The sequence below is a fragment of the Pseudomonas sp. PDM17 genome (assembly GCF_014851985.1).
Lineage (GTDB): Bacteria > Pseudomonadota > Gammaproteobacteria > Pseudomonadales > Pseudomonadaceae > Pseudomonas.
In genome coordinates this window covers 190,933-211,889 of sequence record NZ_JACVAT010000001.1, presented here as the reverse complement: position 1 = coordinate 211,889, position 20,957 = coordinate 190,933, and the positions used below count along the sequence as shown (strand labels likewise).

Sequence of the window (20,957 nt, the reverse complement as noted above, 5' to 3'; positions counted from 1 at the left end):
GCGCCGCCTGAGCCGCTGTCACCTATCGATCATCGCGCTGTCATCGGCGCGCCACCGCGCGCCGGGACACTGCAAGCATGACCACGACTCCCCTGCGCATCGCGCTGATCAGCGAAACCTTTCCGCCGGAAATCAACGGCGTTGCCAACACCCTTGGCCGGTTGGCCTCGGGGCTGTTGCGCCTCGGACACCAGATCCAGGTCGTGCGCCCGCGCCAGCAGGGCGATGAAGGCCGTCACAGCGATGGCGACCTCGTGCTCACCCGGGGCTGGCCGCTGCCCGGCTACCCCGGCCTGCAATGGGGCCAGTCATGCCTGCACAAGCTGCTGCGCCACTGGAACAGTACCCGCCCGGACGTGCTCTACATCGCCACCGAAGGCCCGCTCGGCCTCGCCGCCCTGCGTGCCGCACGGCGCCTGCGGATTCCGGTGATCAGCGGCTTCCACACCAATTTCCAGCAGTACAGCGCGCACTATGGCTTCGGCCCGCTGATGCGCCTGGTGACGCTGTACCTGCGCTGGTTCCACAACCGCACTCAGCAGACCCTGGTGCCCAGCGCCAGCCAGTCCGTGGAGCTGCAACGGCGCGGTTTCGAGCGCCTGGCGCAGCTAGCGCGCGGTGTCGACAGCAAACTGTTCGACCCCGCCCGGCGCGATGAATCGTTGCGCCGCGAGTGGGGTTTGAGCGAACGCGACATCGCCGTGCTGCACGTCGGACGGCTGGCGGCGGAGAAGAATCTGTCGCTGCTGGGCAGCAGCTTCCGCGCGCTGTGCGCGGCGCACCCGCAGCTCAAGCTGCGCCTGGTGATAGTCGGCGACGGCCCACAGCGCGCACAGCTGCAGAAGGAATTGCCCGAAGCGGTGTTCTGCGGCCTGCAACGCGGCGAAGAACTGGCCCGGCACTACGCCAGTGGCGACCTGTTCCTGTTTCCCAGCCTGTCGGAAACCTTCGGCAACGTGGTCCTGGAAGCCTTGGCGTCAGGGCTGGGTGTGGTGGCTTTCGACCAGGCAGCCGCCGGCCAGCACATTCGCCACGGGCACAACGGCGTACTCGGCGTGCCAGGGGAAGACCAGAGCTTCTTCGAAGCAGCGAGCTGGTTGCTGGGCGACCCGGAGCGCCTGCGCCGGGTGCGCCTCAATGCGCGTCACCACGCCATCCATCAGGCGTGGGACACGGTGGTCGAGCGTTTCGAGGGCTATCTGCAGGCAGCCTGCCGCACAGCCTTGCCGGGGAAGAACCCCGGCGGTCTGGGGCACCCTGAAATCCACAAATAGGATCAGGTGAAGGGCTTGGGCTCGGCGGCGAAGGACAGGCTCATGGCGCCCGCGCCGAGGTTGATGCCCCCCGTGGGGCTGAGCATCGCCAGGTGTACCTGGATGCCTTTTGCCTCGCAGGCATCCTCCAGCGCCGCGAATCCGGGCAGGTCGCGCAGGGCGGAAGGATCGCCGGCGTAGCTCAGGCACATCTGCGGCGCCAGCAGCTCGCCCGCCTCGACCCGCGCACGGGCGAAGTTGAGCAGGCGCTCGGCGGACTTCTCGTAGTTCGGCGACACCGATACCGGCTTGTCCTCGCCCTGTACCAGGCTCAGCACCGGCTTCATGTCGAGCATCGAGCCCAGGCCGAGGAAGGCACCGCGCAGGCGGTCGCCGATGCTGCTGCGGTCGCCCTTCTGGAAGCCCCGGCGACGGATATGCCCCAGGTCGCTGGCGACCAGGAAGGTGTTCATCTGCTGGCTGAGCTGTTCCAGGCGGGTACGTACGGCATTGGGATGCTGATCTTCACCGAGCAGGCGCACGCCTTCGGCGGCCAGCACGGCAAGGCCGGCGAACACGGTCTGGCTGTCGATCACCCGCAACGCGAACGGCCCGGCGATGCCGGCGGCGGCGCGGCGCTCCTTGTAGCTCTGCAGCAGGCTGAAGGAGGCCTGGGTGGCGTGCTCGAAGATCGGGCTGCGCTGGCTGGTCACGGTCAGGCAGATCACGTAGTCGAAGTCGGTGACCAACTGCTCCAGGAACCAGTCGTGGGTCTGCGCCGGCGTCAGCGGTTCGCTGCCGTCCTCCGGGCCAACCTTGGGCAGGTCCTGGGAATAGAATCTGAGGGTGGTATCGGGATCGCGGTCATCGACGATGCGCCGCTCGCCCACACGGATGCCGATGGGCAGTACGCGAATGTTGTTGGCAGCAAGGAATTCCGGGGGAAGGTCACAGGTTGCATCGACCACCAAGCCGATCCGCATGTCTTACTCCTATGGCCGTATCCCGGCCTATTTTTGTGTGAACGCCGTCATACTCTGCCCGTTTCGGACTGGGAAGTCAGCATGCGGAAAGGTGGGTCTCGGAAAAGATTTGTAAACGCCTAGGACGGTGCTTTCAGATCATTCAGGCCATCAATACCACGCCATAACCGAGACGCTCCTGCGAAAAGCAAAAAAGCCCCTGGCACCGTCGGCGCCAGGGGCTTTTCATTTCAACGAAGCGCGGATCAGGCCAGCGACATCAGCGCATCGCGGCTGAAGGGCTTGATGTCCTCCAGGCGGCCGTCACGCACTTTCACTGCCCAGTCCGGGTCGACCAGCAGGGCGCGGCCGACGGCTACCAGGTCGAACTCTTCCTTGTTCAGGCGCTCCAGCAACCCGTCGATACCCGACGGCTGCGCGACTTCCTCGGTGTTGCCGAAGAAGGCGAGGAACTCGCTGCCATCCAGGCCGACGTTGCCGACGGTGATGGTCGGCTTGCCTGTGAGCTGGCGGGTCCAGCCGGCCAGGTTGAGGTCGGAGCCTTCGAATTCCGGAATCCAGAAGCGGCGGGTGGAGCAGTGGAAGATGTCCACGCCGGCATCCGACAGCGGCTTGAGGAAGGCTTCCAGCTCTTCGGCGGTCTGCACGAGGCGGGCGCTGTAGTCCTGCTGCTTCCACTGGGAGAAGCGGAAGATGATCGGGTAGTCGGGGCCGACGGCCGCGCGCACGGCCTGGATCAGCTCGATGGCGAAGCGCGAACGGTTGGCCAGGCTGCCACCGTATTCGTCGGTGCGCTTGTTGCTGCCGTCCCAGAAGAACTGGTCGATCAGGTAGCCGTGGGCGCCGTGGATTTCCACGCCGTCCATGCCGATGGCCTTCGCGTCGACGGCGGCCTGGGCGAAGGCGGCGATGACGTCCTGGATGTCCTGCTTGGTCATCTCATGGACCAGCACGGTGCCGTCCTTTTCCTTGCCGCTGGGGCCATAGCCCGGAACGCTGGCATCCGGCTCGGTGCCCAGGCGGCGCACGGCGCCGACGTGCCACAGTTGCGGGACGATCTTGCCGCCTTCGGCATGCACGGCGTCGACCACCTGCTTCCAGCCGGCCAGGGCGTCTTCACCGTAGAAGCGCGGTACGTTCGGGTAACCGTTGGCGGCCTTGTGGTTGACCGTGGTGCCTTCGGTGACGATCAGGCCGACGCCGGCAGCCGCGCGGCGACGGTAGTACTCGACCACCTGGGCATGGGGTACGCCGCCCGGGGTGAAGTTGCGGGTCATCGGCGCCATCACGATGCGCGTGGGCAGTTCCAGGCCGCCCAGGCGGAAGGGCGAGAACAGGGTGTCTACGGATGCGGTCATTGAGGTCTCCATGACGACCAGGCGACCGGTCGTCTCGTTTTTGGAAAGGAAAATGATGACTCAGGCAGATCAGGCCTGAAGCAGGTGCTCCAGGCGTTCGATAAAGCGCTCCACCGGTTTGAGCGAGGCACTGACTTTCATCCGTGCCAGCACGCCCTGCCAGGCGTTGCCGATGAACTCGGCGAGGGATTCGGCGTCTTCCGCTGCCGGCAGCTCCCCGGCGCGCTGGGCGTCGACCAGGCAACCCTGCAGGGTGTCGATGGACTGCTGGAGGATGCCGTCGACCCGCTCGGCGATGGCCGGCGACAGCTCGGCCATCTCGAAGCTCAGGCTGCCGATGAAGCAGTGGTATTCGAGCTTCTCCTGGCGGGCGAAATGCGCCAGCAGTTCGCGGTAATAGGTGAGGATGCGCGCACGCGGGCCCAGTGCCGGGTTGCCCAGCGCCTCGGCGTAGCGGGCCAGGCGCGGTGCGTACAAGTGCTCCAGGGCCTGCAGGGCGAAGTCTTCCTTGCTCTCGAAGTAGTGATAGAAGGAGCCCTTGGGGATGCCGGCGGCCTGGACGATGTCCTGCACGCCGGTGCCGTGGTAGCCGCTGCGGGTCATCGCCAGGGAGCCCTTGGCGAGGATCAGGTCGCGTTTGTCGAGTCGGATGCTGTTCATGGGCGCAAGAATATGACCGGTCGTCTCGCTTTTTCCAGCACCATTGATCGCAGTGATTTTCCTCTACAAGCAGATCAGCGAATCGCCGGGCTTTCCAGCAGCCCCGCCACGCCTTCCTGCAGCAGTTCGCGCAGGCGCTCCACCAGCGCTTCCGGCTCGGCTTCGCTACGGTGCAGGCACAACCCCAGCGGCGCCATCACCGGCAGCCCGGCGCGCTCGGCGTCCAACTGTTCGACACTGGCCGGCAGGCCGATCGGCGTGCGCAGGCCGACGCCCAGCCCCGCGCCGACCGCCGCCCAGATGCCGGACAAACCGGCACTGGTGAACGCCACGCGCCAGGGGATACCGGCGCGATCCAGCGCCGCCGTTGCCGCGCTGCGCAGCAGGCACGGCGCCTCCAGCATCACCAGTGGCAAGGGTTCCGTACCGGGAGATGGGAGTGCGTCCGGCGCGCCGATCCAGCATTGCGCCACTGCGCCGATGCGCTCCATGTGCGGCGTGCGTTCGCCGGTTTCCCAGGCCAGCGCCAGGTCCAGTTCACCGTTGCGCACACCTTCGATGAGCTGCTGATTGCGTGCCGTGCGTACCTCGATGCGCACCTTGGGGTGGGCGCGGGCGAAGCGCGCCAGCACAGCCGGCAGCAGGGTTTCGCCGAAGTCTTCCTGCAGGCCGAGGCGCACCCGACCTTCCAGCACGCCGCCGCGCAAGGCACCTGCCGCTTCGTCATTCAACTCCAGCAGGCGGCGGGCGTAGGCCAGCAGCGTCTCGCCCGCCTCGGTCAGCGCCATGCCGCGCCCTTCACGGCGCAGCACCGGGATGCCGGCCTGCTCTTCCAGCTTCTTCAACTGCGCGCTGATGGCTGAAGTGGAACGCCCCAGACGATCCGCCGCGCGGGCGAAGCTGCCCAGCTCGATGCCGGTGACGAAGGTGCGCAGCACGTCCAGGTCGAAATTGATGCGGGCCATGGCAACCATCCTTATTAATCGAACTATCGGTCAAATATTTCCCGATTTTCCGAATAAAATTGCCGGGCTAGCCTGAACTCGTCAATCACTCACCGAGGAACGGCGCCATGCCTACCGTCCGCATCTCCCTGCGCAAGGGCAAGCAACCCGAGTACCTGCGCGAACTCGCCAACACCGTCTACGACGCCATGCACGAGGCCTTCAACGTGCCGGAGGGCGACCAGTTCGTGATGATCCACCAGCACGAGACAGAAGAGTTCGTCTTCAACCGCCACTACCTGGGCGGGCCGCGCAGCGACGACTTCGTGCTGATCGCCATCACCATCGGCCGGCCACGGGACTCGCAGATCCGACAGGCGTTCTACCGCCGGCTGAATGTGCTGCTGGGCGAGCGGCTGGGCATAGCCAGCGAGGACGTGATGGTGCAGATCACCAACAGCGACGCAGACGACTGGTCCTTCGGCGGCGGGCGCATGGGTGTGCTGACGCGTCCCGATGCGGTCAGTGCCAGCTGACGCGCTGCTCCAGCGGGAAACGCAGGCGCGGGTTGTAGACGCCGTTGTCGGCAGCCCGCCCGGCGGCCAGCAGCATGATCGGTACCGCGCCACGGGGAATCTGCAGCACCTTGCGCAGCCGCACCTCGTCGAAGCCTTCCATGGGGCAGGTGGCGTAGCCGTGGCTCTGCAGGGCGAGCATCAGGTTCTGCGCCGCCAACGAGGTGGACTTCACCGCCCACAGGCGCATCTCGGCGTGGCTGTTGGGCTGACGCATCAGCGCGCGACGACGGCCGACCACCGCGTACAGCGCGCGCTTGAACAGCCCGCGCAGGCCGAACGCACCCTGGTTGTACTGGAAGGGCGCGGTGCGCTGGTAGAAGTCGCGCACCTTCTCCGGCACCTGCGGCTCGGGCCACTGGTCGAGGACGGCCGCGCAGGACTCGCGCCAGGTATCCGGCCGCGCCAGCACGGCAATCAGCACCGGTGCCGTGCGCGCCGCATTCTGCCCCAGGCACACCGGCGTCAGTTGGCGGCGCAGTTCGGCGTCGCGGATCACCTGGAAGCTCCACGGCTGCAGGTTGCACGCATTGGGCGCCAGCACCGCCTGCTCCAGGCAGTCGCGCAGCACAGTTTCCGGCACCGGCTCATCGAGGAATCGCCGCACCGCGCGGCGCTGTTCGATCAGGGCGCGCAAGGCATCGGGGGTGGCGGGCAGACAGGCGGACTCAGCGGCGAAACGGCTCATGGCGGGCTCCGGAAGCAGGTCGCCCGATTAAGCCGTCACCCCTGGCGTGGAGCAAGACGAAAGGGAGAAATGCCGGCGGGATTGGCGCTTGCGCCCTCTCCCGCCGGCAGGATCAGGCGCCCAGCGCCTTCTCGATGGCCTGGATCAGCGCCGGATCATCCGGCGTGGTGCGCGGGCTGAAGCGGGCCAGCACGCGGCCATCCGGGCCGAGGAGGAACTTCTCGAAGTTCCAGGTGATGTCGCCGGGGAACTCGGCGCCCTCGCCCGCCAGCAAGCGGTACAGCGGGTGGCGCTCGGAGCCGTTGACCTCGAGCTTGCCCGACATCGGGAAGCTCACCCCGTAGTTCAGCGAGCAGAACGACTGGATCTCGGATTCGCTGCCCGGCTCCTGCCCGGCGAACTGGTTGCACGGCAGGCCCAGTACCACGAAACCCTGATCCTTGTATTGCTGGTAGAGCTGCTCCAGACCGGTGTACTGCGGAGTCAGGCCGCATTTCGAGGCGACGTTGACCACCAGCACGACCTTGCCCTTGAGCGGGGCCAGCGGCAGATCCTGGCCGTCGAGACCATGCAGCGTCAGATCGTGAAAAGCGCTCATTGCTTGCTCCTTGAAGAGGTAGGCACAAAGTGCCCGCGCAGGGAGCGGACAACCTGTCCGTCGTGCTGCGCAATCCCAGTCGATACGGGAAAAATGCCCTGGCATTCTTTGCAGTTACAGCGACTTGCATGAGAAAGGCGCCCGAAGGCGCCTTTCACGATTGAGCGTAGCAGCTCAATGATGGCTGCACCCGGTCGATGGCGACCGGGTGACGACAATCAGTGGTGGTGACCACCTTCGCCATGGACGTGGCCATGGGCAACTTCTTCGGCGGAAGCGTCGCGGATGTCGACCACTTTCACCTTGAAGTTCAGGCGCTGGCCGGCCAGCGGGTGGTTGCCGTCGACGATCACGTCATCGCCTTCGATGTCGCGGATGGTGACGATCTGCATGCCGCCGTCCGGAGCGGAAGCGTGGAACTGCATGCCGACTTCCAGCTCGTCCACGCCTTCGAACATTTCGCGGGTCAGGGTGGCAACCAGCTCGGCGCTGTATTCGCCGTAGGCATCGGCCGGCTCGACAGTCACGTCCAGCTCGTCACCGACCTGCTTGCCTTCCAGGGCCTTTTCCAGGCCGCCGATGATGTTGTGGGCACCGTGCAGGTAGACCAGCGGAGCGCCGCCGGCGGAGCTGTCGATGACCTCACCCGCGTCGTTGGTCAGGGTATAGTCGATGGAAACCGCCTTGTTGGCCGCGATCTGCATGGTTCGAAACCTATCTGATATAGAAGTTGAGCGCGTAAGTTTACGCGGCGACGCCCCCGAATGCGACCCGAAGACGGACGGACGGGATCACGCGGTCTCGCCGCGCCTGCTTGACTTTCATCAGGACGAAGACGGCCACTGGGTGGCAGTCTTGTCCTGCGGTCACACCCAGCACCTGCGCCACCAGCCGCCCTGGCAGTCGCGGCCCTGGGTGCTGGACCCGCAGCAGCGCATGGCGCAGATCGGCCGCTGGTTCCCCTGCGGCTGGTGCGCCAAGGATTCCGACAGCAACAAGGAGTAGGCATGCCGGCTCGCAATATCCTGGTGATCAACTGCGGTAGTTCGTCGATCAAGTTCGCTCTGGTTCGAGAGGGGCGCGATGATTTCATCCTCCACGGCCTGGCCGAACGCCTCGGCGCCAACGGCGCCAGCCTGCGCTGGCAGGGCGAGACCGACGAGCAACCACAGACTCTGGAGCTGCCCGGCGCCGACCACAAGGCCGCCCTCGCCCGTCTGCTGCCGCTGGTGGCCCAGGCCGCGCAGGGCGAACTGCACGCCATCGGCCACCGCGTGGTGCACGGCGGCGAGCGTTTCACCCAGGCCTCGCGCCTGACCGAAGAAGTGCTCAGCGCCATCCGCGAGACCTCGCCCCTGGCGCCGCTGCACAACCCGGCGAACCTGGTCGGCATCGACGCCGCCATGGCGCTGTACCCGGACCTGCCGCACATCGCGGTGTTCGACACCGCCTTCCACCAGAGCCTGCCCGAGCGCGCCTACCGTTACGCCATCCCCGAGCCGCTGTACCGCGAGCAGCACGTGCGCCGCTACGGCTTCCACGGCACCAGCCACCGCTACGTCAGCCACAAGGCCGCGGAAATGAGCGGGCTGGCCGTGGGCGACAGCTACTGGCTGTCCGCGCACCTGGGCAACGGCAGCTCCACCTGCGCCATCGCCAACGGCCAGAGCCGCGACACCAGCATGGGCCTGACCCCGCTGGAAGGACTGATGATGGGCACCCGCTCCGGCGACGTCGACCCTAACCTGCACAGCCACCTGGCGCGCACGCTGGGCTGGAGCCTGGAGAAGATCGACCACATGCTCAACCACGACAGCGGCCTGCTCGGCCTGTCGGGGCTGTCCAACGACATGCGCACCCTGGAGAACGCCCGCGAGCAGGGCCACGCCAATGCGGCGCTGGCCATCGAAGTATTCTGTTACCGATTGGCCAAGTCCCTGGCCTCGCTGACCTGTGCGCTGCCGCGCCTGGACGGCATCATCTTCACCGGTGGCATCGGCGAGAACTCCGCGCTGGTGCGCAACCTCACGGTCAAGCACCTGCACGTGCTCAATCTCGAACTCGACGGCGAAGCCAACGCCCGCTGCGTGCGCGGCGTCGGCGGGCCGATCCACCTGCCCGGCCACCCCCGCGTGCTGGTGATCCCCACCAACGAGGAAAAGCAGATCGCACTCGACACCCTGGCCGTGCTCGACTGAAGATTCATCGGTTGCGCCCCACAAGGGCACAGACCACTCCCGCACGGCTTAAGGAGCCCGGATGCACACTTTCTTCCTCGCACCGACTGGTTTCGGTGTCGGCCTGACGTCCACCAGCCTGGGCCTGATCCGCGCCCTGCAACGCGCCGGCCTGAAAGTCGGCTTCTTCAAGCCCATCGCCCAGCCCCACGCCGGGGATGACGGCCCGGAGCGCTCCAGCGAACTGGTCGCGCGCACCCACGGCCTCAACGCGCCTACCCCGCTGTCGCTGTCCAAGGTCGAACGCATGCTCGGCGACGGCCTGCTCGACGAACTGCTCGAGGACATCGTCGGGATGTACAACAGCGCCGCCGTCGACAAGGACGTGATGATCGTCGAGGGCATGGTGCCGACCAAGCACGCCAGCTACGCCGCGCGCATCAACGGCCATCTGGCGCGCAGCGTGGACGCCGAGGTGATCCTCGTCTCCGCGCCGGACAACGAGACGGTGGGCGAGCTCTCAGACCGCATCGAGATCCTCGCCCAGCTGTTCGGCGGCCCGCGCGACCCGCACCTGGCCGGCCTGATCGTGAACAAGGTCCGCGGCGGCGAAAGCGACGACATGCCGCGTGACGCCGAAGAAGCCGCACGGCTGTTCGGCGAACGCCTGAAGGAACACTCCCCGCTGCTGCGCGACGGCGACGTGCGCCTGCTCGGCTGCATCCCCTGGCAGGACGAGATGAACGCCCCGCGCACCCGCGACGTCGCCGACCTGTTGGACGCGAGCGTGCTCAACGCCGGCGACTACGAACAACGCCGCGTGCAGAAGATCATCCTCTGCGCACCCTCGGCGCCCAACACCGTGCACCTGCTCAAACCCGGCGTGCTGGTGGTGGTGCCGGGCGACCGCGACGACATCATCCTCGCCGCCTGCCTCGCCGCCATGAACGGTGTGCCGCTGGCTGGCCTGCTGCTGTGCTCGGGCCTGCTGCCGGACGCGCGGATCATGGAGCTGTGCCGCAGCGCGCTGCAGAGCGGCCTGCCGGTGCTGACGGTGAAGACCGGCTCCTTCGACACTGCCGGCGACCTGTCGCGGATGAACAAGGAAATCCCGGTGGACGACCGCGAGCGCGCCGAGCGCGTCACCGAGTTCGTCGCCGAACACATCGACTTCGAGTGGCTCAAGGACCGCTGCGGCTCCCCCCATGAGCTGCGCCTGTCGCCACCGGTATTCCGCTACCAGCTGACCCAGCGTGCCAACCGCGCCGGCAAGCGCATCGTCCTGCCCGAAGGCAGCGAGCCGCGCACCGTGCAGGCCGCCGCCATCTGCCACGCCCGCGGCATCGCCCGCTGCATGCTGCTGGCCAAGCCCGACGACGTACAGGCCGTGGCGCAGATGCTGGGCATCGTGCTGCCCGAGGACCTGGAAGTGGTCGACCCGGACCTGGTGCGCAGCCGCTACGTCGAACCCATGGTGGAACTGCGCAAGGGCAAGAGCCTGAACGCGCCGATGGCCGAGCAGCAGCTGGAAGACAACGTGGTGCTGGGCACCATGATGCTCGCCCTGGACGAAGTGGACGGGCTGGTCTCCGGCGCCATCCACACCACCGCCAACACCATCCGCCCGGCCCTGCAGCTGATCAAGACGGCGCCCGGCTACAACCTGGTGTCCTCGGTGTTCTTCATGCTGCTGCCCGACCAGGTGGTGGTCTATGGCGACTGCGCGGTGAATCCCGATCCTTCGGCCAGTGACCTGGCGGAAATCGCCCTGCAGAGTGCCGCCTCGGCGCAGGCCTTCGGCATCACCCCGCGGGTGGCGATGATCAGCTACTCCACAGGCGACTCCGGAACCGGCGCAGATGTCGAGAAAGTCCGCGAAGCTACGCGCATCGCGCAGGAAAAACGCCCCGATCTGTTGATTGACGGCCCCTTGCAGTATGATGCCGCCGCCATCGCCAGCGTGGGCCGCCAGAAGGCGCCCGACAGCCCGGTGGCCGGACGCGCCAACGTGTATGTGTTCCCCGACCTGAACACCGGGAACACCACCTACAAGGCGGTCCAGCGCAGTGCCGACTGCGTCAGCATCGGGCCGATGCTGCAGGGCCTGCGCAAACCGGTGAACGACCTGTCGCGCGGGGCGCTGGTGGACGACATCGTCTATACCATCGCGCTGACGGCGATTCAGGCAGACAGCAGCAAGGATGGCTGACTGACACGGCACGAGGGATGTGCCCAAGAACGCATCACGCGCCCGGCCGACCGGGCGCCTACGTACAAGGACCATTCCTCGATGTTGAGTTTCCTCCCGCACACCCTGCGCGGCATCCTCGCCACCCTGATCCTGGTGACGAGCACGCTGTGCTGGTGCATTCCGCTACTGGGCATGTCGATCATCAAGCTGCTGCTGCCCTTCAAGGCAGCGCAGCTGGCGCTGAGCAAGATCATGAGCGTGATCGCCGAAAGCTGGATCACCTGCAACAAGGGCTGGATGAACCTGGTCCGCAACACCGGCTGGAACGTGCAGGGCCTGCAGGGCCTGCACTACGACCACTCCTACCTGGTCACCAGCAACCACCAGAGCTGGGTGGACATCCTCGTCCTGCAGTACCAGCTCAACCGCCGCATTCCGCTGCTGCGCTTCTTCCTCAAGCAGGAGCTGATCTGGGTCCCGGTGATCGGCCTGTGCTGGTGGGCGCTCGATTTCCCCTTCATGAAGCGCTACACCAAGGCCTACCTCGCCAAGCACCCGGAGAAGAAAGGCAAGGACCTGGAAACCACCCGCAAGGCGTGCGCCAAGTTCAGCCGCATCCCGGTGGCGATCTTCAACTTCCTCGAAGGCACCCGCTTCACCCCCGCCAAGCATGACGAGCAGAACTCGCAGTTCCAGCACCTGCTCAAGCCCAAGGCCGGCGGCATCGCCTTCGTCCTCGACGCCATGGGCGAGCAGTTGCGTACCCTGGTCAACGTGACCATCCATTACCCCGACGGCCGTCCGACCTTCTGGTGCCTGCTGTCCGGACGCCTGCGCTCGGTGGTGGTGCGCTTCGAGGAGCTGGAAATCCCGCGCCAGTTCATCGGCAAGAGCTACGACCAGGACGAGGGCTACCGCGCCGAGTTCCAGCTGTGGGTGAACCAGCTGTGGGAACGCAAGGACCAGTTGCTGACCCAGTTGCACCGGGAATTCCCCGCCAAGGCCTGACCGCCCTTGCAGAACAGCAAGAACGAAAAAGCCCGCCAATCGGCGGGCTTTTTCATGGGCAGTGCTTACTGCTGGTACTGCTGGGTCTGCGCGTTGGGCAGGGCCTTCAGGTTCACTTCCACGCGACGATTCTGCGCGCGGCCGTTGACGTCGGCGTTGGACGCGATCGGCTGGTCCGGACCCATGCCACGGGTGCTGACGCGGGAAGCGTCGACGCCCTGGGAGGTCAGGTAGGCGGCCACGGACTGCGCACGGCGCTGGGACAGGTCCATGTTGTGCTGGCGACTGCCAGTGCTGTCGGTGTAGCCGACGATCTCGACGCTGTTCTGGTTGAACTCCTTGAAGGAGTTGGCCAGGTTGTTCAGCGGGGTGTAGAAGGACGGCGCGATGTTCGCCGAATCGGTGGCGAAGGTGATGTTGCCCGGCATGATCAGCTTGATGTCATCACCCTGGCGCTCGACCTGCACGCCGGTGCCCTGCATCTGCTGGCGCAGCTTGGCTTCCTGCTTGTCGGCGTAGTAGCCGTAGCCGGCAGCGGCGGCACCGATGGCGGCGGCGCCAATCATTGCGCCCTTGCCACGGTTGTCATGGTTGATCGCGGCACCGGCGACGGCACCGGCCAGCGCGCCCAGCGCACCGTACTTGGCAGTCTTGCTCATGCCGCCTTCGGCCGGCGGGGCCTGGGTGTTGGGGTCATAGGGGTTCTGGGAGGCGCAACCGGCCATGAGGGCAAAGGCGGTGGCAGCCGCAACCATGGACAGACTACGTGCGGTGAACATGTCGGATGACTCCTCGAAATAGCGAAACACCCATTAGCGGGCGGCAGGTTAGAGCTTAGGTCGTGCAAATAATTCCGTAGCAACCTTAAGCTCGGATGAAGGGATTCTCCCTCATCTCGTCGCCCAGGTTGGTATCCGGGCCGTGGCCGGTGACCACGGTCGCGTCTTCGTCCAGCGAGTACAGGCGCTCGCGAATCGAGCGCTCGATGGTGGCGTAGTCGCCGCCCCACAGGTCGGTGCGGCCGATGCTGCGACGGAACAGCGTGTCGCCGGCGATCAGCAACTTGTCCCTGGGGAACCAGAAGCTCATCGAGCCCGGCGTGTGCCCCGGCGTGTGCAGCGCCACGCCGCAACCGCAGGCCAGTTCCTCGTCATCGGCCAGCCACTGGTCCGGCGAAGGCACCGGAGTATAAGGGACGCCGAACATGCGGCATTGCATCTCCAAGTTATCCCAGAGGAACTGGTCGTCCTTGTGCAGGTGCAGGGTCGCGCCGGTCTTCTCCTTCATCTGCCCGGAAGCGAGGAAGTGGTCCAGGTGCGCGTGGGTGTGGATGATGCTGACCACCTTCAGCCCCAGCGCGTCGAGACGCTGCAGGATGAGCTCATGGTCGCCGCCCGGATCGACGACGATGGCCTTCTTCGTCAGCGGGTCGCCGATGATGCTGCAGTTGCATTGCAGGGGGCCGACGGGGAAGGTTTCGCGGATGAGGGTAGGCTGATCGGTCATCGGTTACTCCGGAGCGTTGAGCGGCCAGCGAAGCCGGCATGGCAGTCGGCGGCCGAATGGCACCCATATTGCAGCAACTCACCCGGAAAAGAACAAGATCGAATGCAGAGAGCACGCCGATGCAACTGAGCAACCTGCTGGCGACCCAGGCCAGTGCCAACTGGAACCAGAACCTGGCTCGGCTACTGGAGCACAAGGGCCACCCGGATTTCCCGGTGCTGCTGTCGCACAGCCTGCAACCGGTCCTGGCCCATGACAACGTGATCATCAAGGCGTACCGCGGCGACGGCTGCCCGCGCATTCTCTACGAGGACTACCCGGACCAGCTCCACGCCGAGTACATCGAGCGCTACCTCGACGGCATGTATCGCCTGGACCCGGTGTCGAACTCGATTCGCGAGGGCATGAGCAGCGGCATCCTGCGCATCAACCAGCGCACCAGCCAGTTGCACGGCAGCGACTACTACAAGCACTACTACCGCGAACTGCGCCTGGACGACGAGATCGACATTCTCTTCGACGACTGCGACGACACCGTGCTGGTGATGTCCATTGGCCGACGCCAGCGCCACCTCGCCAGCACCGCCGAACTGCGCGCCCTGCGCAACCTCTACCCGCTGTTGCGGTACCTGCTGGGAGGCTTCGCACAGAGCCGCGAAACCCTCGTCCAACCGGAAGAGCAAGACAGCCTCGCGCGGGCCCTGGCGTCCTTCGCGGGCGGCCTGCTGACGCCGCGCGAGCAGGAAATCGCCCGGCTGATGCTGCAGGGCAACTCCAGCAAACTGATCGCCCGCCAGCTGAACATCAGCCAGGCCACCGTCAAGGTGCATCGGCGCAATCTCTATACGCGACTCGGCGTGCGCTCCGAACTGCAACTCTGCGACCTGTTCCTGCGCCACTCCGCCAACGGCCTGCTGCCCTTGCCGCGCTGATCCGCCCCTACCCACCCCACATCAGCCGTGTTCCCGCCGGGAACACGGCTGCCTGCTGTCCGGCGGGGGCCCTACCCCCACGGGTGTATTTACCCTCCCCCGGCCCCTTCCTACTCTCGCCGTGCCTTGCCCAGTCCCGCTGCGCACGCTGCAACATCCCGAACAACAACAAGGATCAAGCCAATGACCACGGCATTCGTCTGGCACGAACACTACATGTGGCATGACACCGGCAACTACGCCGGTCTGTTCACTCCCGGCCTGGGGATCCAGCCCGGCCTGCATTTCGAGAACGCCGAAACCAAGCGCCGGCTGAAAAACCTGCTGGACGTCAGCGGCCTCGGCGAACGCCTGCTGGCGGTCAAGCCGCTGGCGGCGACCGAGGAGCAACTGCTGCGGGTACACACCCCCGGCTACCTCGCGCAACTGCAGGAACTCAGCGCCGGGCGTGGCGGTGACGCCGGCGACAACACGCCTTTCGGCCACGGCAGCTACGACATCGCCCGGCTGTCCGCTGGCGGTGTGATCCAGGCGGTCAAGCACGTGCTGCGCGGCGACGCGCGCAACGCCTATGCCCTGGTGCGGCCGCCGGGCCATCACGCCGAAGCGGACCGCGGCCGCGGCTTCTGCCTGCTGGCCAACGCCGCCCTGGCCGCCCATGTGGCGATGGCCGAACACGGCCTGGAACGCATCGCGGTGGTCGACTGGGACGTGCACCACGGCAACGGCTCGCAGAGCATTTTCTGGGAAGACCCGCGCGTGCTGACCATCTCCCTGCACCAGGAAGGCAACTATCCCCAGGACTCGGGCTTCGTCGACGAACAGGGCGCTGGAGCCGGCCGCGGCTTCAACCTCAACGTGCCGCTGCCGCCCGGCTGTGGCGAAGGCGCCTACCTGCATGCCTTCGACGAGATCGTGCTGCCGGCCCTGCGCGCCCATCGCCCGCAACTGATCCTGGTGCCCTGCGGCTTCGACGCCGGCGCCCACGACCCGCTGGGGCGGATGATGCTCCACGGCGATGCCTACCGCGCGCTGACCGCCAGGTTGATGGCGCTGGCCGACCAGCTCTGCGATGGCCGTCTGGTGCTGTGCCACGAAGGCGGCTACGAGCCCAACTCGGTGCCCTACTTCGGCCTGGCCGTGATCGAGACGCTCAGCGGCATTGCCACTGACATCCGGGACCCGCACCTGGAGGCGATGCGCGCCCTCTCCGGGCAGCCCCTGGCTGCGCACCAGCGGCAGTGGATCGCCAGCCTGCGCGCCCGCTACGACAGCCCCTTGCTCCCGGCCAGCCGGCAAAAGGTGGAAGCATGAACACCCTCACCGCTCCCCTGGTGCTCAATCCGGTGCAGCAACGCCTGCGCCTGCTGGCGGTGGTGCTGTTCTCCGCCATCGGCCCGCTGGTGCTGCTCACCGCACCGGCCCTGGCCAGTCGCTATATCGCCGAACTGGGCCTGGACAACCGCCAGGTCGGCTTCCTGTTCAGCATGGAACTGGGGGCCATGGCGATCTCCACCCTCCCCACCTACTTCTGGATGCGCCGCTACAACTGGCGCCGGATCGCCGCGATCGCCGCTGCCGTGTTCCTTCTCGGCAACCTGCTCAGCGCCGTGCTGATGAGCACGGCGGCACCGTCCTATCCCTTGCTGGTAGCGCTGCGCTTCCTCACCGCGTTCTCCGAGGCGGCGCTGGTGCTGGTGTGCCTGGGCACCGCCGGCACCTTGCCGAACGCGGCGCGGGCATTCGGCCTGTGGGTCACCGGCCAGCTGGTGCTGGCAGCCCTGAGCCTGCAGTTCATGCCGTGGCTGTTCAGCCATTGGCGCGTCGCCAGCTTCTTCCTGCTGATCGCCTTGTTCACCGCCGCGTGCCTGCCGTTGATCCGCTCCCTGCCTGCGGGCAGCGACAATCAGGCCGAAGCCCTGCCGCCCAGCCAGGCGCGCGCCGCGCTGGGGAAGATCGCCCTGGGCATGAGCGCGATCTTCCTGTTCTACCTCAGCCTCGCCGGCATCTGGACCTTCGTCGGCGAGCTGGCGCGGACTCAGGGCATCAGCGCCACGGACAGCTCCAGCGCCCTGGCCAGCGCCTCCCTGCTGGGCGTGGTCGGCGCTTCGCTGGCCAGCTGGATCGGCATCAGTGGCCGGCGTGAGTGGCTGCTCGCGCTGGGCTACCTGGCCATGGCGTCCAGCCTGATCGGCCTGCTGGGAGACGTCTCGCTGCTGCGCTACGTACTGGCGGCCTGCGCCTTCAAGTTCGCCTGGACCTTCGCACTGCCGTTCCTCCTCGCAGCCATCAGCGACTACGACCGCCAGGGCGGCAAGCTGGTGGTGCTGGCCAACCTGGCGATCTGCGGCGGGCTCGCCGTCGGTCCTTCGCTGGCGGCCTGGCTGCTCGGCGAGACGGAGAACTTCAGCCTGTTGTTGCAGGTCTCCGCAGCTATCTGCGCCCTGTCGTTCCTGGCGATCCTACCACTGGCCCGCCGCCGCGCCTGACCCGCTCCACCGCAACCTCGCGCCTCCCTCCGGTGTGCCTTCGGGCACGCCGCGAGCGGTTGCGCCCTGAACTCCTGCCATCCCAATAACAACAGCGCAGAGCTCCCACATGAACAACCAGAACCTGGGTTCCTTATCCACGCTCCTGCTCGCCTCCCTGACGAGCCTCGCCCACGCCGACAGTCACTACGAGAACGGCGACCTGCAGGCGGACTTCAGCCTGAGCAGCGGCGCCACTTTCATCGACAGCCACAACGTCAACTTCGGCGCCGGCCAGCGCGACTATCGCAGCGGCGAGGTGAAGGGCGAGCGGGCCGTCTGGCAGGAAGCCTTCCTCAAACCGGAAGCCAGCTTCCGCTACACCCTGGACCAGGACCTGCGCCTGGTCGGCGGCGCCTCGCTGGTCGCCGCGCATACCTTCGGCGACGGCGACGCCGGCGGTTACACGCGCAACTCGGACGGCAAGACCTCACTGGAAGAACTCTATGCCGGCATTGAGCGTGGCCCCTGGCGCCTGACGCTGGGCAACCAGAACTTCCGCGTCGGCACGGGCTTCATCCTCGCCGACGGCAACCTCGACCTGCTCGGCGAAGGGGCGTACTGGTCCGGCCCACGCACCGCCTTCCGCGATGGAGCCATCCTTGCCTATCGCGGCGGCGCACTGTCTGGCCAGGCGTTCAGCGTGCGCAACGACGACGACCTTGGCGGTGCCCGCTTCAGTGGTGCCAACCTCGACTATCCCTTCCTGCGCGGCCAGCTCGGCCTGATGGCGCTGAAAGTCAGCGACGTCGGTAGCCAGGCCAACCAGATAGCGCCGCGCAATGGCATGCAGGTGTACAACCTGCGCTGGCTGGACGGCGGCTTCGAAGCCCTGCCGGAGCTTTCGATCAGCGCCGAATACGGCCTGCAGACCGGCGAGGGCGAACAGGTGAGCTTTTCCGGCCACGCCTGGTATGTGCGTCTGGACTATGGCTTCGCCGACCTGCCCCTTCAGCCGAAACTGACCTACCGTTATGCACTGTTCTCCGGTGACGACGACCCGAGTGACGACCGCCGCAAGAGCTGGGACCCGCTGAGCAAGGCCTACACCGAGCGCGGCTCCTGGGTGATCGGTGATGTGGTCGGCAACTACCTGCTCAACGACAGCAACGAGCGTGTGCACATGTGGCGACTGGTCGGGCAGGTCGCGCCCGGCCTGAGCGCGGGCACGGTCTACTACCAGCTCTCGCTGGATGAGGAGAACTATTACGGCCAGCCGGTCAGCGACCGGCGCTTCGCCGACGAGGCGGCGGTGTACCTGGACTGGGCGGCGAGCAGCCAGCTATTCGCGACACTCTCGTACAACTGGGTGAAACCCAAGGCCGCCGCTCGCGAAGTGTTCGGCAACGATACCTTCGATGCCCTGCAACTTTACGTCGGCTATCGCTTCTGAAGCCGACGCAGCCCCAGTGGTCAGCGCAGCTGCCGGGCGGCAGCTGCGCCGGTCCCGGGGTCAATCCTCGCGGTAGTCGGTGGGCAGCTTGCCGGTCCACTTGCGGAACGCCCGGCGGAAGTTCGACGGGTCGTTGAAGCCCAGCAGCAGCGCGATCTCGTAGAGCGGCAGGTGGGTCGTGGTGAGGTACTGCAAGGCCAGGCGCTTGCGCACGTCGTCGAGCACTTCCTGGTAGGTGGTGCCCAGGTTCGAGAGATGCCGGCGCAGGCTGCGCCCGCTGGTGTGCAGGTCGGCGGCGACGCTTTCCAGGTCGGGGAACTCGCCGGGGCGCGCCAGCAGCAGGCGGCGGATGCGGGTCAGCAGGCCTTCCTGCACGTCCAGCGTAGCCAGCAGCGCCTCGCACTGCTGCTCGCACATCTGCACCGTGGCCGGGTTGGCCAGTGCCATGGGCCGCGCCAGGTACTCGCTGGGCAGGCCGATGAAGTGGAACGGCTGGTCGAACAGCACCTCGCAGCCAAACACCTCGGCGTAGCGTTCGGCGTAATCCGGCTCGGCATGGGCGAAGCCGACGCTGACACCCTGCAAGGGTTCGCCCACCAGGAAGCGGGCGATGGTGTGCAGGCTGGTCATCAGGCCTTCGGCGGCGAAGCGGCTGGTGGGGCCCAGCGGAATCGACTCGCTGGCGCGCAGGTAGGACACGCCGCCGTCTTCCACCATTTCCAGGTCATAGGCCAGGCCGAGCACGCGGTAGTACTTCAGGGCGAAGCCGATAGCGCGCCCGAGGTTGGCGCTGGACAGCACCGCATAGCCGAGGATGCCGTGGGTGGAGACGTTCAGCCGCTGCCCCAGCAACAGGCCGAAAGCCGGCTCGTTGCAGTACACCAGGGCGGTGCTGGAGAGCTGATGGAAGTCAATGAAGGACAGGCGGCCGTTGGGGCTCTGCAGCACCTCGGGGCGCACGCGGGCCAGTTCGAACAGGCGCACACGCGGCACGCCCAGCTCTTCGGCGAGGTCCAGGAGCGCCTGCGCATAGGCGACGGGCACCAGTTCGGCGGTGAAATTGAGCGGTTGTTTCATCATTCTTCTTATAGTGACCGCTGGCCGGATATGACCGGAAAGTTGGCAGACAATAACCTTGTGACGCTTTCCCTACAAGCCCAGAGTAATGACCATGGACAACCACAACAATGGAGCCGCCATGGCCAGCACCACCCCCGCAGGACTGGAGATCAAGCCCCGGCACATGGACTTCGATCTGCCCGATCCGCTGCCGCGTCATTGGCACAGTGGAGACGCCTTCAAGTCCCATCTGTTCGACGCCATGTCGGTGCTGTTCCCCGACGGCGAGCGCTTCTTCATCGACTCGGTGCGGCAGTTCCGCGACCAGATCAGCGACCCGGTGCTCAAGGAACAGATCCGTGGCTTCATCGGCCAGGAAGGCCACCACAGCCGCGAGCACCTGACCTACAGCCAGCGTCTGCGCGACCAGGGCTACGACATCACCGCCATCGAGAAGCGCGCCCAGGCGCGCATCCGTTTCACCCAGAAGAAATTCCCGGCCAAGCGCCAACTGGCCGCGACCGCCGCGCTGGAGCACATCACCGCGATCATGGCCAACGGGCTGCTGACCGACCCGCGCACCATGGAAGGCGCCGACCCGGTGATGCAGCGCCTGTGGCGCTGGCACGCGCTGGAGGAAACCGAGCACAAGGCGGTGGCCTTCGACGTCTACAACCAGGTCTGCGGCAGCCGCAAGCTGCTGCGCCGGGCGATGCGCATGGCGACCTTCTTCTTCGTGCTGGATACCTTCCGCGGGTTGGTACACATGCTCAAGGTCGACGGCCTGCTATGGAACTGGCGCGTCTGGCGCGACGGCATCAAGTGGACCTGGGGCAAGCACGGCGTGTTCCGCCCGCTGCTGCGCGAGTACATGGACTTCTTCAAGTCCGACTTCCACCCCTGGCAGCACAACAACCTCGATGTGCTCTACGAGGTGCGCAAGGAGTACGACGCGCAGCCGATGGCTCACGCCGGCTGATTCGCGCTGCGCTTCGAACACCGCCCCGCTCTGTCGGGGCGGTTTCGTTTCCGTCCCCCTGTAGGAGCGAGCAACTGTCTTCTTCTGAAAATCCGTGCCTGGACTTTCCCTCTCCCCGCCCTCTC

At 66.4% G+C, this 20,957-nt stretch carries 21 protein-coding genes; 11 read left to right on the top strand and 10 right to left on the bottom strand.

From position 1 onward, the window contains the following. Window positions 1-77: 77 nt before the first annotated feature. Entirely contained in the window at window positions 78-1,274 is a 1,197-nt protein-coding gene (locus IB256_RS01005) for a glycosyltransferase family 4 protein (protein ID WP_192292050.1), read from the top strand. Between the two features lie 2 nt (window positions 1,275-1,276). Here IB256_RS01005 and IB256_RS01000 read toward each other — a convergent pair whose 3' ends face one another. The 4 genes from IB256_RS01000 to IB256_RS00985 all read right to left on the bottom strand — a co-directional run bounded on the left by IB256_RS01000 (window position 1,277) and on the right by IB256_RS00985 (window position 5,219). Continuing rightward, entirely contained in the window at window positions 1,277-2,236 is a 960-nt protein-coding gene (locus IB256_RS01000) for a DegV family protein (RefSeq protein ID WP_192401032.1), read from the bottom strand. Window positions 2,237-2,481: 245 nt separating this feature from the next. Further along, window positions 2,482-3,594 carry an NADH:flavin oxidoreductase gene (locus IB256_RS00995; RefSeq protein WP_192292053.1) on the bottom strand — a complete coding sequence of 371 codons (1,113 nt, stop codon included), beginning with the start codon at window positions 3,592-3,594 and terminating at the stop codon, window positions 2,482-2,484. A gap of 69 nt (window positions 3,595-3,663) precedes the next feature. After that, window positions 3,664-4,254, bottom strand: a complete 591-nt coding sequence (locus tag IB256_RS00990) for a TetR/AcrR family transcriptional regulator (RefSeq protein ID WP_192292056.1) — start codon at window positions 4,252-4,254, stop codon at window positions 3,664-3,666. A gap of 74 nt (window positions 4,255-4,328) precedes the next feature. After that, complete coding sequence (locus tag IB256_RS00985) at window positions 4,329-5,219, bottom strand: LysR substrate-binding domain-containing protein (RefSeq protein ID WP_192401031.1); 891 nt, start codon at window positions 5,217-5,219, stop codon at window positions 4,329-4,331. 107 nt (window positions 5,220-5,326) lie between these two features. Between IB256_RS00985 and IB256_RS00980 the strand changes: the two genes are divergently transcribed. Continuing rightward, window positions 5,327-5,734: a tautomerase family protein gene (locus tag IB256_RS00980; RefSeq protein WP_192401030.1), complete on the top strand. Its 408-nt coding sequence runs from the start codon at window positions 5,327-5,329 to the stop codon at window positions 5,732-5,734. On the opposite strand, the gene IB256_RS00975 is transcribed toward IB256_RS00980, so the two are convergent. The 3 genes from IB256_RS00975 to IB256_RS00965 all read right to left on the bottom strand — a co-directional run bounded on the left by IB256_RS00975 (window position 5,721) and on the right by IB256_RS00965 (window position 7,763). Continuing rightward, a complete protein-coding gene (locus IB256_RS00975; protein WP_192401029.1) occupies window positions 5,721-6,461 on the bottom strand; it encodes a nitroreductase family protein in 741 nt (246 codons plus the stop codon). The genes IB256_RS00980 and IB256_RS00975 overlap by 14 nt on opposite strands. Before the next feature lie 112 nt (window positions 6,462-6,573). Next, the gene (locus IB256_RS00970; protein WP_081516265.1) at window positions 6,574-7,059 is read right to left on the bottom strand and encodes a glutathione peroxidase; all 486 of its coding nucleotides are present in this window, start codon (window positions 7,057-7,059) and stop codon (window positions 6,574-6,576) included. Between the two features lie 218 nt (window positions 7,060-7,277). After that, entirely contained in the window at window positions 7,278-7,763 is a 486-nt protein-coding gene (locus IB256_RS00965) for an FKBP-type peptidyl-prolyl cis-trans isomerase (protein ID WP_017519102.1), read from the bottom strand. Here IB256_RS00965 and IB256_RS00960 point away from each other — a divergent pair. The 4 genes from IB256_RS00960 (at window position 7,732) to IB256_RS00945 (ending at window position 12,435) form a co-directional block, all read left to right on the top strand. Continuing rightward, window positions 7,732-8,064 carry a DUF3565 domain-containing protein gene (locus IB256_RS00960; protein WP_192292071.1) on the top strand — a complete coding sequence of 111 codons (333 nt, stop codon included), beginning with the start codon at window positions 7,732-7,734 and terminating at the stop codon, window positions 8,062-8,064. The genes IB256_RS00965 and IB256_RS00960 overlap by 32 nt on opposite strands. Before the next feature lie 2 nt (window positions 8,065-8,066). Beyond that, the gene (locus IB256_RS00955) at window positions 8,067-9,257 is read left to right on the top strand and encodes an acetate kinase (protein WP_081516267.1); all 1,191 of its coding nucleotides are present in this window, start codon (window positions 8,067-8,069) and stop codon (window positions 9,255-9,257) included. A 61-nt stretch (window positions 9,258-9,318) separates the two neighbouring features. Beyond that, a complete protein-coding gene (gene pta, locus IB256_RS00950) occupies window positions 9,319-11,445 on the top strand; it encodes a phosphate acetyltransferase (RefSeq protein ID WP_192401028.1) in 2,127 nt (708 codons plus the stop codon). 81 nt (window positions 11,446-11,526) lie between these two features. Further along, window positions 11,527-12,435, top strand: coding sequence for an acyltransferase (locus IB256_RS00945; RefSeq protein WP_081516269.1), 909 nt, complete (start codon window positions 11,527-11,529; stop codon window positions 12,433-12,435). Window positions 12,436-12,500: 65 nt separating this feature from the next. On the opposite strand, the gene IB256_RS00940 is transcribed toward IB256_RS00945, so the two are convergent. Both IB256_RS00940 and IB256_RS00935 read right to left on the bottom strand, forming a co-directional pair. Continuing rightward, window positions 12,501-13,214, bottom strand: coding sequence for an OmpA family protein (locus IB256_RS00940; protein WP_081516270.1), 714 nt, complete (start codon window positions 13,212-13,214; stop codon window positions 12,501-12,503). A gap of 85 nt (window positions 13,215-13,299) precedes the next feature. Then, the gene (locus IB256_RS00935) at window positions 13,300-13,941 is read right to left on the bottom strand and encodes an MBL fold metallo-hydrolase (protein WP_192292079.1); all 642 of its coding nucleotides are present in this window, start codon (window positions 13,939-13,941) and stop codon (window positions 13,300-13,302) included. A 119-nt stretch (window positions 13,942-14,060) separates the two neighbouring features. On the opposite strand from IB256_RS00935, the gene IB256_RS00930 reads away from it, so the two are divergent. From IB256_RS00930 to IB256_RS00915, 4 genes are all read left to right on the top strand, one after another. Next, window positions 14,061-14,873 (top strand): LuxR C-terminal-related transcriptional regulator, encoded by an 813-nt coding sequence (locus IB256_RS00930; protein WP_192292082.1) that lies wholly within the window; start codon window positions 14,061-14,063, stop codon window positions 14,871-14,873. A gap of 183 nt (window positions 14,874-15,056) precedes the next feature. After that, window positions 15,057-16,187: a class II histone deacetylase gene (locus IB256_RS00925; RefSeq protein WP_192292085.1), complete on the top strand. Its 1,131-nt coding sequence runs from the start codon at window positions 15,057-15,059 to the stop codon at window positions 16,185-16,187. Continuing rightward, on the top strand, window positions 16,184-17,362 hold the full coding sequence (locus IB256_RS00920) for an MFS transporter (RefSeq protein ID WP_192401027.1): 1,179 nt from the start codon (window positions 16,184-16,186) through the stop codon (window positions 17,360-17,362). Before IB256_RS00925 ends, IB256_RS00920 begins: the two co-directional genes overlap by 4 nt. Before the next feature lie 109 nt (window positions 17,363-17,471). Then, a complete protein-coding gene (locus IB256_RS00915) occupies window positions 17,472-18,794 on the top strand; it encodes an alginate export family protein (RefSeq protein ID WP_192401026.1) in 1,323 nt (440 codons plus the stop codon). Between the two features lie 60 nt (window positions 18,795-18,854). On the opposite strand, the gene IB256_RS00910 is transcribed toward IB256_RS00915, so the two are convergent. Further along, the gene (locus tag IB256_RS00910; RefSeq protein ID WP_192292094.1) at window positions 18,855-19,871 is read right to left on the bottom strand and encodes an AraC family transcriptional regulator; all 1,017 of its coding nucleotides are present in this window, start codon (window positions 19,869-19,871) and stop codon (window positions 18,855-18,857) included. Between the two features lie 121 nt (window positions 19,872-19,992). Here IB256_RS00910 and IB256_RS00905 point away from each other — a divergent pair, with 121 nt between their 5' ends. After that, window positions 19,993-20,832 carry a metal-dependent hydrolase gene (locus IB256_RS00905; RefSeq protein ID WP_081516440.1) on the top strand — a complete coding sequence of 280 codons (840 nt, stop codon included), beginning with the start codon at window positions 19,993-19,995 and terminating at the stop codon, window positions 20,830-20,832. Window positions 20,833-20,957: the final 125 nt, after the last annotated feature.